Source organism: Azospirillum sp. NS33 (genome assembly GCF_059703765.1).
The window spans coordinates 86006-100229 of the sequence record NZ_BAAKJB010000021.1 but is presented as its reverse complement, the minus strand read 5'-3'; the positions used below and the strand labels follow the sequence as shown (position 1 = coordinate 100229).

The 14224-nt window shown below is 74.9% G+C and carries 6 protein-coding genes; 4 read left to right on the top strand and 2 right to left on the bottom strand.

Annotated features, from left to right (window positions below):
• Positions 1-15 precede the first annotated feature (15 nt).
• Positions 16-1740: a cyclic peptide export ABC transporter gene (locus AC6H2I_RS18855; RefSeq protein ID WP_497502231.1), complete on the top strand. Its 1725-nt coding sequence runs from the start codon at positions 16-18 to the stop codon at positions 1738-1740.
• On the opposite strand, the gene AC6H2I_RS18850 is transcribed toward AC6H2I_RS18855, so the two are convergent.
• A complete protein-coding gene (locus AC6H2I_RS18850; protein ID WP_497502230.1) occupies positions 1679-2197 on the bottom strand; it encodes a sigma-70 family RNA polymerase sigma factor in 519 nt (172 codons plus the stop codon). The two genes, AC6H2I_RS18855 and AC6H2I_RS18850, sit on opposite strands and share 62 nt — an antisense overlap.
• Before the next feature lie 154 nt (positions 2198-2351).
• Positions 2352-3695, bottom strand: a complete 1344-nt coding sequence (locus AC6H2I_RS18845) for a PepSY-associated TM helix domain-containing protein (protein ID WP_497502229.1) — start codon at positions 3693-3695, stop codon at positions 2352-2354.
• A gap of 310 nt (positions 3696-4005) precedes the next feature.
• Between AC6H2I_RS18845 and AC6H2I_RS18840 the strand changes: the two genes are divergently transcribed.
• The 3 genes from AC6H2I_RS18840 (at position 4006) to AC6H2I_RS18830 (ending at position 14210) form a co-directional block, all read left to right on the top strand.
• Positions 4006-4248: an MbtH family protein gene (locus AC6H2I_RS18840; RefSeq protein WP_497502228.1), complete on the top strand. Its 243-nt coding sequence runs from the start codon at positions 4006-4008 to the stop codon at positions 4246-4248.
• Between the two features lie 66 nt (positions 4249-4314).
• Positions 4315-9675, top strand: coding sequence for an amino acid adenylation domain-containing protein (locus AC6H2I_RS18835; protein WP_497502227.1), 5361 nt, complete (start codon positions 4315-4317; stop codon positions 9673-9675).
• The gene (locus AC6H2I_RS18830; protein WP_497502226.1) at positions 9672-14210 is read left to right on the top strand and encodes a type I polyketide synthase; all 4539 of its coding nucleotides are present in this window, start codon (positions 9672-9674) and stop codon (positions 14208-14210) included. The genes AC6H2I_RS18835 and AC6H2I_RS18830 overlap by 4 nt, the downstream gene beginning before the upstream one ends.
• Positions 14211-14224: the final 14 nt, after the last annotated feature.

The following is a 14224-nucleotide window of genomic DNA, read 5'->3' as shown; positions in this document are numbered from 1 at the left end:
TCCCGGAGGCGTCCCGTGCTCGCGTATTTGATCAAGCGGTCCCGTCGGCTGTTGCTGGGGGCGGCCCTGGCGGGTGTGGTCGCGGGCGTGTGCAGCGTGCTGCTGGTCGCCCAGATCAACACGGCGCTCACGGCGGGCGGCGCGGACGCGCGCCTCGCCCTGCTGACGCCCTTCGCCGTGACGGTCGTGGCGGCGGTGGTGAGCCGCATGGTCTCGTCGGTCCTGTTCGAGCGCCTGGGCCAGCAGGCCCACGCCGACGTCCGCCGCTTCATCGCCGCGCGGGTGGTCGCCGCCGATTTCCGGCGGCTGGAGGAGATCGGCGGGCCGCGGGTGCACTCCGCCCTGTCGGAGCACAGCGCCAACGTGGCGGCGTTCTTCGCCACCGCGCCGGTGATCCTGATCAACGCCGTGGTGGTGCTGGGCTGCCTCGTCTACATGGCATGGCTGTCCTGGACGGTGTTCCTGGCGGCGCTGGGCGTGCTGGTCGTCGGCTCGCTCGGCTACCACGCCGCCCATCTCGTGGCCATCCGCCACCTCGACGCCGCGGCCCGGGAGCAGGACCGGCTGTTCGGCCATTTCCGTTCCCTGGTCGACGGCGCCAAGGAGCTGCGGCTGAGCCGTGCCAAGCGCGAGGCGTTCGCCGGCGACGTGCTGGACCGCACCATCGAGGCGGTGCGGCGGCGGCGCACCACCGGCATGTCGATCTTCCTGATCTCCGCCAATTGGGGGACGTTCCTGGTTTACGCCTTCATCGGGCTGGTGCTGTTCGCGCTGGTGGGCACCGTGCCGGACCAGGCCCACGTCATGACCGGCTTCGCCCTGGTCTTCGTCTACCTCATGACCCCGCTGGAATCGCTGCTGCTCTATCTGCCGCGGGCCAACCTGGCCAAGGTGTCGGCGGCGCGGATCGACGCGATCACCCGGGAGATGCCGGCGGCCCCCGGCGGGGAGGAGGGGGCGCCGGCGGCGCCGGCGCCGGCCCGCTCGGTCCGGGTGGCTCTGCGGGGGGTGCGCCACCGCTATTTCCACGAGGGCAACAACGAGGTCTTCGCCCTGGGCCCGGTCGACCTGTCCTTCGACCCTGCCGAGGTCGTCTTCCTGGTGGGCGGCAATGGCAGCGGCAAGACCACGCTGGCCAAGCTGCTGGTCGGGCTGTACCGCCCCGAGGGGGGCGAGATCCTGCTGAACGGCGCGATGGTCGACGACGCCGGCCGCGACCGCTACCGCCAGACCTTCTCGGCGGTCTTCGCCGACTTCCATCTGTTCGACCGGCTGCTCGGCGTTGGCGGCGCGGCGCGCGACGCGCGGGCGAACCGCCTGATCGCGGCCCTGCAACTGCAGCACAAGGTGGCGGTCCGCGACGGTGCGTTCACCACCCGCGACCTGTCCCAGGGACAGCGCAAGCGGCTGGCGCTGGTCGAGGCCTGCCTGGAGGACCGCCCCTTCCTGGTCTTCGACGAATGGGCGGCCGACCAGGACCCCCTGTTCAAGGAGGTGTTCTACCGCACCATCCTGCCCGACCTGAAGGCGGCTGGCCGCACCGTCCTGGTGATCTCCCACGACGACCGTTACTTCGACCAGGCCGACCGGCTGATCCGCATGGAGGAGGGGCAGGTCGTGGCCGTCGAAACGGCCGCCCCCGGTGTCGCCAGGGCGGCGGGCCCGGCGGCCTGGGCGCTCATTCCGCCAGGACCTGGCGGCGAAGGCGGGCCAGCGCGTCATGGGCATCCCGGATCATGAAATTGACAAGCGTGGGCGACACGCCGAGTTGGACGGCGATGTCCCGCTGGGTCAGTCCGTTGAGGCGGTGCATCTCGAAGGCCTCCCGCGTGCGGGCGGGTAGGCCCTCGAGCACCTGACCGACGAGGAGAAGGGCCTGGCGGTCGATGACGATCTGCTCCGGCGTGCCCTGGCGGGCTGGCGTGTGCTGGCCCTCGTCCTCCTCGGAAAAGACGTTGGACTCCAGGGCCTGGCGGCGCCAGTGGTCGATCGCCAGGTTGCGCACGACGTGGAAGCAGAAGGCGACCGGCTGGCGGGCGCCGCTGTGCGCCCGCTCCGTCACCTTCAAATAAGCCTCCTGCATGACGTCTTCGGCCGATTCCCAGGTTCCGACGATCTTGCGCGCGGCGCGGCAGAGCTGCGGGCGGTTGCCAAGAAACGTTTCGGCGAGATCGGGGATGTCGCGGTCGAGTGGCACGAAAGCACCTCCTGGCGTCGCGAAATGCAAATGATTCTTAGTCGCACTTTACAGCGCGGGTGCGGGCCGCGCCACCAAGAAAAATTGAACCCTCGGGCATCCATACCCGCGTATGACGCCGTGGGGCCGCTGATGCGCCCCTCGGGATAAACCCCTACGACTTGTGCGGTTGAACGGTGGTGCGCCGCCCGCCGCCCCGCCCGCCGCCCCGCCCGAGGGCCCATGCGATCACCGCGAGAGGGACCGACAGGGTGAGCCACGAGGCGGCGTCCAGCGCGCCGTCGCCGACCAGCGCGACCAGCAGGCCGACGACGCTGGTGGCGGCGAGTGCCGCGGGGATCCTGAAGACGTGGTGGAAGCGTTGCGGCCCGTCCGCCGGCCTTGACGGCGGCACCGCTCCGGCCGCGACGCCCGAGGCGTCGGGCGCCTGGGATGCCGGGCCGCCGCGCCGCGCCAGCCACAGATACAGCCCGCTGCCCAGCACGGCGATGGCGACCGCGTCGAGCACCGCCCACAGGATCTTCAACGGCAGCCCGCCGTAGTCGCCGAAATGCAGGGGTTGCGACAGAAGCAGGGCCGAGACGTACCAGGGCGGCGCGCGCAGGTCGGTCAGCGCGCCGGTCCCGGCGTCCACCAGCGCCGGCGTCAGCAGGCGCGCCGTGAACGGCGACTCGCCGCGCAGGAACACGGTGTAGTGGTGGGCGCTGGTGAAGGGCGTGCCGGGAAAGGCGACGAAGGACGGGACCATCCCCGGCGCCGCCGCGCGCGCCGTGGCCACCGCCGCGTCCACCGAGGCGAGGCGCACCGGCGGCGGCTGGTCCCGGTAGGGCGCAAGCATGCTGTGAAGCTGGTCGTTCTGCCAGAGCGCCAGGATGGGGGTGGACAGGGTGTTGACCACGCCCGTCATCCCCACCACCAGGGCCCAGGCCACTGTGGTCACGCCCAGCAGGTTGTGCAGGTCGAGCCATGCCAGGCGGCGGCTGCGCTGGCGGCGGACGGTGCCGAAAGGCAGTCGCCGCATGAACGGACCGTAGACCACCACGCCGGACACCAGCGACACGGCGAACAGAAGGCCGACGACGCCGAGCAGCAGCATGCCCGGCAGCCCGACCAGCAGATCGCGGTGCAGCGTGTAGAGGATCCACATGATCCCCTCGTCGAACGGCGGCACGTCGATGGTGGCGGCGGTGCGCGAATCGAGGGTCTGGACATGGGCATCCTCGGCCGGCGCGCCGGCCGAGGGCGCGGTGGTCACATAGACCAGCGGCTCGCCGTCGCTGTTGAAGCCGAGGTACTGGGGCACCTCGCCGGGGCGACGGGAGCGCGCAGCCGCAACGAGAGAATCCAACGGGAGCGGTGACGGGGGGCCGGCCAGCAGGGGAGGATCGGCGGCCCGTCCCGTGGCGTGGCTGATCTCCTCGTAGAAGATCAGGGGCAGGCCGGTGACGCACAACATCAGGAGGAACACGGTGCAGGCCAGGCTGCTCCATGTGTGCACGAAGCACCATGCTTTGATTGTCTTGTTGGACACCGGTGCGCGCTCCCGAAACGGCAGGTCCCTCGCCGCGGCAGGCAACGGATGGGGCCGCCACCACAAAATCCCCCGGGGGATGTGCCCGCGCACCATAATGCGAATGATTATGAGAATCAATTGCTCATCGGGCAGGCTGTCGCCGCCGCGACGCGGCCGCTCGCCATGGCCGCTGGCGGCGACGGGAATCCCCTAAACGTCCCGTCGGCTGGTTCGTCTCATTGGTTGTGCGGGGCGCGAAGCGACCCCCGCCCCGTTTCAGCCATGGGGAAGTGCCGTGTCGACAAGCTGCTTCGACCGCGAGGACGCCCGGTTCCGCGTGCTGGTCAATCACGAGGAGCAATATTCGATCTGGCCGGAATGGAAGGCCGTGCCCGGCGGCTGGCGCGACACCGGCGTGCTCGGCGACAAGAAGACTTGTCTTGAGCACATCGAGACGGTCTGGACCGACATGCGCCCGGCGTCGCTGCGCCGCTGGATGGACGGCCGGGATGCCGTCCCGGCCGGCACCGGCGCCTAGCCGCCGCAGCACCGCTCCGGATCGCCGGACGCCTTAAAACCCGCCACCTTCGCATCGGTACGCACGATGACCGACACGTCCGAGCTGCGCCCGACGGCGCCCCCCCGCGCGCCCATGCCGCACGCCCTCACCATGGCCGACCGTCTGCGGACCCTGGCCACCGGCCGGCCGGGCGACGTCGGGCTCGTCACCGTGGACGCCGGCGGCGACACCGCCCACGACTACGCGACGCTGGACCGCCGGGTCCGGGCCCTGGCGGCCGAGCTGCAGGCCCGCTTCGCCCCCGGCGAGCGCGTCATGCTGATGCTGGACAACGACGTCCACTACGTGGTTGCGTTCTTCGCCTGCCTCTACTCCGGCATCATCGCCGTCACCGTCTTTCCCCCGAGTTCGAGCCGCGAGCGCCACCTCGAACGGCTGGCCGGCATCGCCGCCGACTGCCGGGCGTCGGGCGTCCTCGGCACCACCGCCGGGCTCGGCCTCCTGTCGGCCGGCTCGCCGCTCCCGGGCGGCGCCGTGGCGCTGGCGGTGGACGCGGTCGACCCGCGGGCGGCGGCGCGCTGGGTGCCCCACCGGCCGGCGCCGGACGACGTGGCGTTCCTGCAATACACCTCCGGCTCGACCGCGGCGCCCAAGGGCGTGATGGTCGGCCACGGCAACCTGATGGCCAACCAGCGCGTCCTCGCCGAGGCGTGGGCGATGGGCGGCGACGACGTGTTCGTCTCCTGGCTGCCCCTCTATCACGACATGGGGCTGGTGGCCGGTTTGCTGCTGCCGTTCCACTGCGGCATCCCCGCCGTGCTGATGAGCCCGTCCTTCTTCCTGGAGCGGCCGCTGCGCTGGCTGGAGGCGATCGCACGCCACGGCGGCACCGTCAGCGGCGGTCCCGATTTCGCCTACCGCCTGTGCGTCGAGCGGACCACCGCCGGGCGCCTGGCCGGGCTCGACCTGTCGCGCTGGCGCCAAGCCTATTCCGGCGCCGAGCCGGTGCGGCGCGACACCCTGGAGGCGTTCATCGAGCGCTTCGCCCCGGCCGGCTTCGCCGCCGGCGCGGTCCACCCCTGCTACGGCCTGGCCGAGGCGACGCTGATGGCCACCGGCGGCGCGGCGGGGGCGGGGGCCACGGTGACGGGATTCTCGCCCACCGCACTGGCCGCGGGACGGGCCGAGCCGCAGCCGGACGGCACACCGATCGCCGCGTGCGGCCGGGCGCGCAGCGGCCACCGCGTCGCCATCGTCGATCCCGACGGAGGGGCGGACCTGGAGGCGGGCCGGGTCGGCGAGATCTGGCTGAGCGGCCCAAGCGTGACGCTGGGCTACTGGCAGCGGCCGCAGGAGACCGCCGAGACCTTCGTCGAACGCGACGGCGTGCGCTGGCTGCGCACCGGCGACCTCGGCTTCCTGCACGGCGGCGAGCTCCACATCGCCGGGCGCCGCAAGGACCTGATCATCCTGCGCGGCCAGAACGTCTATCCCCAGGATCTCGAGCAGGCGGTCGAACGGGCCGTCGAGGCCGCGCGGCAGGGCCGTGTCGCCGCCTTCGCCGTGGACACGCCCCACGGCGAGGGCATCGGCATCGCCGCCGAGGTGTCGCGGGTGATCCGCAAGCGGACCTCCACCGCCGCCCTGGTCCGATCCCTGAGCGAGGCCGTGGGCGCGGCGTGCGGCGAGCCGCTGGCGGTGGTCGTGCTGCTGAATCCCCGCGGCCTGCCCAAGACGTCCAGCGGCAAGGTCCAGCGCAGCGCCTGCCGCGCCGGCTGGCGGGACGGTTGGCGGGACGGCGGGCTGGACGCCTACGCCGTGTGGGAGCGCGGCCGCTTCCTGCTGGGCGGTGACGACGCGCCGCCGCCCGCCGCCGCGGTTCCGCCGCCGATGGGCGGGACGGAGGCCGCCCTGGCGGAGCTGTGGGCCGAGGCGATCGGCCGCGAGGCCGGCCGCCCCGCCCCCGCGGCGCTGGACGGCGACAGCCAGTTCTTCACCGCCGGCGGCAACTCGCTGGCGGCGATGCGGGTGGCGGCGGGCGTGGCCGAGCGCTGGGGCATCGCCTTTCCCGTGTCGGTCCTGTTCGATCACCCCCGGCTGGCCGACTGCGCCGCCGAGATCGCCCGGCGCGCGGCGGCGGCGGCCGGCGGCGGGGGGAGGCCGGCACCGGCACCGCTGGCCGACCGCGCCGGGCGCGGCGTGCCGCTGTCGCCGGCGCAGCGGCGGCAGTGGTTCCTGTGGCGGCTCGACCCGGCCGGGACGGTGCAGCACGTCGCGGCATCCCTGGCGCTGGACGGACCCCTGGACATCGCCGCGCTGGGCGGCGCGCTGGACGACCTGGTCGCCCGCCACGACGCCCTCCGCACCCGGTTCCGCAGCGGACCCGGTGACGCGGTGGACCAGTGGGTGCTGCCCACCGCCGCGGCCGGGCTGGTGGTGATGGAACGGCCGGGCGGCCTCGACGCCGCCCTCGACGCTGGCGGGTGCGAGGCCTTCGCCCGGGACGCCGCGCTGCGCCTCAACGGGCAGCCCTTCGACCTCGTCACGGGCCCGCTGTTCCGGCTGGCGCTGATCCCGGTGGCCGACGACCGCCATCGGCTGGTGTTCGTGATGCACCACATCATCAGCGACGGCGTCTCCATGCGCGTCCTCATCGACGAGCTGGCCGGCCTCTACCGGGCGCGCCGGATGCCGGAGGCGCCCGCCGTCCCGCTGCCGGCGCCGGCGATGAGCCACGCCGATCACGCCGCCCGGCAGGCGGCGGGCGCCGCCGCCGGGGCGGGCGACGCCCGGCGGGCGTATTGGCGCGCCCGGCTCGGCGACACCCATCCGGTGCTGGCGCTGCCCGCCGACCGGCCGCGCCGGGCCGAGGCGAGCCATCCCGCCGGGCGCCACCCCTTCGTCGTGCCGGCCGACGTGCTGGCCGGGCTGCGCCATCGGGCGGCGGCGGCCGGGACGACGCTGTTCGCGGCCCTGCTCTCCGGTTACCAGGCGCTGCTCCACCGCTACAGCGGGCAGACCGACCTGCGGGTCGGTCTGCCCGTCGCCAACCGTCCCGACGCGCAGGCGGCCGGGGTGGTGGGCCTGTTCGTCAACACGGTGGTGGTGCGCGCGGAGCTTGACGGCCGCACCCGCCTGGGCGGTCTGCTCGACGCCACCGCGCGCACCCTGCGCGAGGCGCTGGCCCACCAGGACCTGCCGTTCGAGGAGCTGGTGGACATGCTGCGGCCCGACCGCAGCCTCGGCCACACGCCGCTGGTGCAGGTCACGGCCAACCATCTGGTGGAGGACCTCTCCGCCTTCGCGCGGCTGAGCGGACTGGGGGCCGCCGTCGACGACGCGCTCCAGCACACCGTGCAGTTCGAGCTCACCCTGGAGACGCGGGAATCGGCGGACGGGGTGCGGGGCACCTTCGTCTACGCCGCCGACCTGTTCGAGCCGGCGACCCTGGACGCCATGGCCCGGCACTACCTCTGCCTGCTGCGCGCGCTGGCCGAGCGGCCGGAGGGCGCGCTGGGCGCGGTGGCCCTGGCCGACGATCCGGTGGTCGCCGGCTTCCGCACGCTTCCCGCCGCCACCGCCGGCACGCCGGCGCCGATGCACCACCGGTTCGAGGCGTGGGCGCGACGCCGGCCCGACGCCGTCGCCCTGGTGCACGACGGTGTCACGGTGACCTACGGGGACCTGAACCGCCGCGCCAACCGGCTGGCCCACCGCCTGATCGCCGACGGCGTCGGCCCCGAGTCCCGGGTCGGCATCGCCGTGGAGCGTTCGGTCGCCATGGTGGTGTGCCTGCTGGCCACGCTCAAGGCCGGTGCCGCCTACGTGCCGCTCGACCCGGACTACCCGGCCGACCGCCTCGCCCACATGATGGGAGACGCCGGCATCGCCCTGCTGCTCACCCAGGCCGCGCTGCGCCCGCTGCTGCCGGTGCCCGGCGGTGTGCCGGTGATCGCGGTCGACGGCGGTGCCCCCCAGCCGGGGGCCGACGCGCCGGGGGCCGACCATGACCCGGCCGTGCCGCTGCACGGGAAGTCCCTGGCGTACGTCATCTACACCTCCGGATCGACCGGACGGCCCAAGGGCGTGGCGGTCGCCCACGGGCCGCTCGCCATGCACCTGGAGGCCATCGCGCCGCTCTACGGTGTCGCCGAGGGCCACCGGGAACTCCTGTTCTTCTCCCTCAGCTTCGACGCCGCGGCGGAGCAGTGGATGACGCCCCTGTGCGGCGGCGGCGCCATCGTGCTGTCCAGCCGCGACCAGCTCGCCGGCGACCGCTTCGTGGCGCTGATCGCCACCCACGGCGTGACGACCATCCACGTGCCGCCGGCTTACCTGCGGCTGGTGGCGCCCCTGGCGGCGACGGCCGGCCTGCGGCTGCGCGCCTGCGTCGTCGGCGGCGAGGGCTGGTCGCGGGCCGACTACGCCGCCGCCCGGGATGCCTTCCCCGGGGCGCGGCTGGTCAACGCCTACGGCCCGACCGAGACCATCATCACGCCGACCGCCTGGGTCGGCGGGGCCGGGCAGGAGGTCGAGGATGGCTACGCCCCGATCGGCCGGCCGGTCGGGGCGCGGACCCTCCACGTCCTCGACGCCGACCTCGACCCGGTGCCGCGCGGCGCCTGCGGGGAGCTCTATGTCGGCGGCGTCGGGGTGGCGCGCGGCTATCTCGGCCGGCCCGGCCTGACGGCGGAGCGGTTCGTGGCGGACCCCTTCGACCCCGCCGGCGGGCGCCTCTACCGCACCGGCGATCGCGTGCGCTGGCGCGCCGACGGCCAGCTCGAATACCTCGGCCGCCTCGACCACCAGGTGAAGGTGCGGGGCTTCCGCGTCGAGCTCGGCGAGATCGAGGCGGCGTTGCTGGCCCTGCCGAGGGTGCGCGAGGCGGTGGTGGTGGTCCATGCCGGCAGCGACGGCGGCCGGCTCGTCGCCTATGTCTGCCCCCACCGCGGGGCCGCGGCCGATCCCGCCGCCCTGCGCGCCGGGCTGGCGGCGACGCTGCCCGACTACATGCTGCCCAACGCCTTCGTCGTCCTCGACGCCCTGCCGCTGACGCCCAACGGCAAGGTCGACCGGCAGGCCCTGCCGGCGCCCGTCTTCGACACCGGGGCCGCCGCCCCGGCGACGGCGCTGGAGACCGCCATCGCCGCCCTGTGGGCCGAGGCGCTGGACCTGCCGCGGGTCGGGGTCAACGACACCTTCTTCGACCTCGGCGGCAACTCCCTGCTGCTCATCAAGCTGCACCGCTGGCTGGTGGAGCGGCTGGGGCTGCGGGTGGCGCTGGTCGACCTGTTCCGCCACAGCACCGTCGCCGCGCTGGCCGCCCATCTCGGCGACGGCACCGACGCGGTGGCCCTGGCGGCGGAGCGCGTGCGCGACCGTGCCCGGCGCCAGCGCGGCCATTTCCTTCCACGCCCGACCCTCACACGGACGCTGCAGTCATGAGCGACATCTCCTCCGCGACCGACACCGCCTCCACCGACACCGCTCCCACCGACATCGCCATCATCGGCATGGCCGGGCGCTTTCCCGGGGCCGAGGACGTCGACGCCCTGTGGGCCAACCTGCGCGACGGCGTCGAATCCATCACCCGCTTCGACGACGAGGCGCTGCGCGCCCGCGGCGTGCCCGACAGACTGCTGGACGATCCGCTCTACGTGAAGGCCGGCGCCGTGCTGCCCGGCATGGACCGCTTCGACGCCGCGTTCTTCGGCTACACCCCGCGTGAGGCGGAGGAGACCGACCCCCAGCACCGCCTGCTCCTGGAGACGGCGTGGCAGGCGCTGGAGCACGCCGGCTACGACGCGCCGTCCTGGCCCCACCCCATCGGCGTCTACGCCGGCACCGGGGTCAACACCTACCTGCTGCTGAACCTGATGCCCGACGGGCGCTTCGGCGACTTCGGCGACATCGCCGCGCTGCAGGCGCTGATGAACGGCAACAACAAGGACTCGCTGGCCACCACCGTCTCCTACAAGCTGAACCTGCGCGGCCCCAGCGTCACCGTGCAGACCGCCTGCTCGACCTCGCTGGCAGCCGTCCACGCCGCCTGCCGCAGCCTGCTGAACCACGACTCCGACATGGCGCTGGCCGGCGGGGTGTGGCTCAACCTGCTGCACGACGGCGGCTACCGCCACCAGCCCGGCGGCATCCTGTCCCCGGACGGCCATTGCCGGCCCTTCGACGCCGCCGCCGCCGGCACGGTCATCGGCAGCGGCGTCGGCCTGGTGGTGCTGAAGCGGCTGGCCGACGCGCTGGCCGAGGGCGACACGGTCCACGCCGTCGTCAAGGGCTCCGCCCTCAACAACGACGGGGCGGCCAAGGTGGGCTACACCGCGCCCAGCGTCGACGGCCAGGCGGAGGTGATCCTGGCCGCCCAGCTCATGGCCGACGTGCCGCCCGACACCATCACCTGCGTCGAGGCGCACGGCACCGGCACCACCATGGGCGACCCCGTGGAGATCGCCGCCCTGACCCAGGCGTTCCGGGCCGGCACCGCGCGGACCGGGTTCTGCGCCATCGGCTCGGTCAAGAGCAACGTCGGCCATCTCGACGCCGCCGCCGGCATCACCGGGCTGATCAAGACGGTGCAGGCGCTGAAGCACCGCACCCTGCCGCCCAGCCTGCACTTCCGCGAGCCGAACCCGCGGATCGACTTCGCCGCCAGCCCCTTCTACGTCAACGCCCAGGCCCGCCCCTGGCCGGCCGGCGCCACGCCGCGGCGCGCCGGCGTCAGCTCCTTCGGCATCGGCGGCAGCAACGTGCACGTGGTGCTGGAGGAGGCGCCGCCGGCCGCAGCCCCGGCCCCGGCGCCGCGGCCCTGGCACCTGCTGCCGCTGTCGGCGCGCACCCCGGCGGCGCTCGACGCGGCGCTGGCGCGGATGCGCGACCATCTGGACGGCGGGTCGGACGCGGCACTGGCCGACGTCGCCCACACCCTCCAGGTCGGGCGCAAGCCCTTCGCCCGCCGCGCCGTCGCCCTGGTGCGCGACGGCGAGGACGCCGGCGCCGTCCTCGACGGGCGGGTGCCCGGCCGGCTGTGCCGGGCGGACGGCGCGGCGGGCGAGACCGCGCCGGTGGTCTTCCTGTTTCCCGGCCAGGGGGCCCAGCACGTCGGCATGGCGCGGGAGCTCTACGACGGGGAGCCGGTGTTCCGCGAGGCGTTCGCCCGCTGCTGCGACGGCCTGCGGCCCCACCTCGGCGTCGACCTGCGCACGCTGGTCCATGCCTCCCCGGAGGCGGCGGCCGACGCCGCGGCGCAGCTCGCCCGCACCGCCCTGACCCAGCCCGCCCTGTTCGCCGTGGAATACGCCATGGCCCGGCTGTGGATGAGCTGGGGCGTGCGGCCCGCGGCCATGCTGGGCCACAGCATCGGCGAGTACGTCGCCGCCTGCCTCGCCGGGGTGTTCTCCCTCGACGACGCCCTGGGGCTGGTCGCCGCCCGCGGCCGGCTGCTCCAGGACCTGCCGGACGGCGCCATGCTCGCGGTCAACCTGGGCGCGGCCGAGATCGCCCCCTTCGTCGGCGGCGGTTGCGACCTTGCCGCCGTGAACGGCCCCGACCGCTGCGTGCTCGCCGGCCCGGCCGACGCCATCGCCGCCTGCGAGCGCACGCTGGCCGGGCACGGCGTCGCGGCGCAGCGGCTGGCGGTGTCCCACGCCTTCCACTCCGCCATGGTGGCACCCGCCTGCGAGGGGCTGCGGGCGCTGGTGGCGGGCACGGTGCGCCGGCCGCCCGCCATCCCCTTCCTGTCGAACGTCACCGGCACCTGGATCACCGCCGCCGAGGCCACCGACCCGGAGTATTGGGCCCGCCACCTGCGCGGCACCGTGCGCTTCGCCGACGGGGTGGGGGAGGCGCTGGCCGACCCGCGGCGCGTGCTGCTGGAGGTCGGCCCGGGCGAGACCCTGGCCCGCCTCGCGGCGCGCCACCCCGCGGCGGCCGGGGCCGTCATCATCCCCTCCCAGCCGCGCGCCGCCACCCCGGCGGCCGAGGCCGACCGGTTGCCGCTGGCGCTGGGGCGGCTGTGGGCGGCCGGGGCCGCCGTCGACTGGCCGGCGGTGCAGGGCGGCGCACCGCGCCGCCGCGTGCCGCTGCCGACCTATCCGTTCGAGCGGCAATCCTACTGGGTGCACCCGCAGGCGGCGTCCGCGCCGGCGCGTTCCGCGGCCGCCGGCCCGGCCGCGCGGACGCTCGACGACTGGTTCTACGTGCCGTCCTGGCGCCGCGCCGACGCCGCGCCGGCCGGTGACGGGGCGACCGGCGAGGGAGCGACCGGGGGCGTCGCCCTGGTGTTCGGCGACGACGGCGCGGCGACCGCCGCCGTGGCCGCGGCGGCGCCGGGTGCCGCGGTCGTGGTCCACGCCGGCGACGGCTTCGCGCCGCGCCCGGACGGCGGGTACACCGTGCGACCCGGCGACCGCGCCGACCTGGAGCGGCTGCTCGACGCCGTCGGCGGTGCCGGGCGGCGGGTCACCGCCGCGGTCCATCTCTGGCTGCTGACCCCGCCGGACGCGCCGGCCGCCTTCGCCGACGCCCAGGCCCGCGGCTTCCACACCCTGTGCGGGCTGGCCGAGGCGCTGCACCGCGCCGGCGGCGACACGGCGGTCGCGCTGACCGTGGTGGCGGCGGGGGTGGAGCGCGTGACCGGGCAGGAGCCCATCGCGCCGGCCCGCGCCACCGTGCTGGGACCCTGCCGGGTGATTCCCCAGGAATATCCCGACCTCACCTGCCGTCTGGTCGACGCCGCGGCCGATCCCGACGCGGCGGCTGCGGCGCGCCTCGCCGCCGAGGTCTGGTCGGGCGAAACGGCGCCGGTGGTCGCCCACCGCGGCGTGCACCGCTGGGTGCAGGGCGTCGCCCCCGTCCGCCGTCCGGAGCCGTCGGCCGCGCCGGTCCGGCCGGGCGGGGTCTACCTGATCACCGGCGGCCTCGGCGGCGTCGGGCTGGTGCTGGCGCGCCACCTCGCGCGCAGCGCGGGGGCACGGCTGGTGCTGGTCGGCCGCACCGCGCCCGACGCCGCCCGGCGGGCGGCGGTCGACGCCGTGCGGGCCGAGGGGAGCGAGGTTCTGGTGCTGCGGGCCGACATGGCGGACGCCGCCCAGGTCCGGAACGCCGTGGCGCAGGCCCGTGCGACCTTCGGTGCCCTGCACGGGGTGATCCACGCCGCCGGCGAGGCGGGCGGCGGGCTGATCGCCGAGGCGACGCCGGAGCGCGCCGACCGGGTGTTCGCCGCCAAGGTGCACGGCACCGACGCGCTGCTGGCGGCGCTGGCCGAGGCGCCGCCCGACTTCGTCCTGCTGTGCTCCTCCCTGTCGACGGTGGCCGGCGGCCTGGGCAAGGCCGATTACGCGGCGGCCAACGCCTATCTCGACGCCGTCGCACGGCGGGCCGCCGGCAGCCTGCCCTATCCCGTGGTGGCGGTGGGCTGGGACAGTTGGCGCGAGGTCGGCATGGCCGGCCACATGGCCATGCCCGACGGCGTCGGCATCGCCCCCGCCGAGGGTGCGCACGCCTTCGCCCGCATCCTCGCCGGCCTGGCCGTCGCCGGCACCGCCGCCGAGGTCATCGTCTCGACCCTGGACCTGGAGGCGCGGCTGGAGCAGGTGCGCGGCGACCTGCTGGCCCAGCCCCTGGCCCAGGCGGCGGCGGACGCCCTGCCGCGGGCCGCGGGGCACGCCCGGCCGGCGCTCGCCACCCCCTTCGAGGCGCCGCAGGACGCGCTGCAGGAGGGCATCGCCGCGATCTGGCGCGACATGCTCGGCATCGCCGAGATCGGCGTTCACGACAACCTGTTCGACCTCGGCGGCGATTCCCTGCTGGGCATCCAGCTCCTTTCGCGGGTGCGGGCGCGCTACGCGGTCGACCTGCACCCCGCCCCCTTCCTCAAGCGACCCACCGTCGCCGCCCTCGCCACGCTGGTCGAGACCCGCCTGCTCGACGAGATCGAGCGGGCGGACCCGGCCGCCGCGGCCGAGTGACCGTTTCCCCTCAT

Coding starts and splice junctions, on each gene's coding strand:
- AC6H2I_RS18830 (WP_497502226.1), top strand. CDS start 9,672: ATGAGCGACATCTCCTCCGCGACCGACACCGCCTCCACCGACACCGCT.
- AC6H2I_RS18835 (WP_497502227.1), top strand. CDS start 4,315: ATGACCGACACGTCCGAGCTGCGCCCGACGGCGCCCCCCCGCGCGCCC.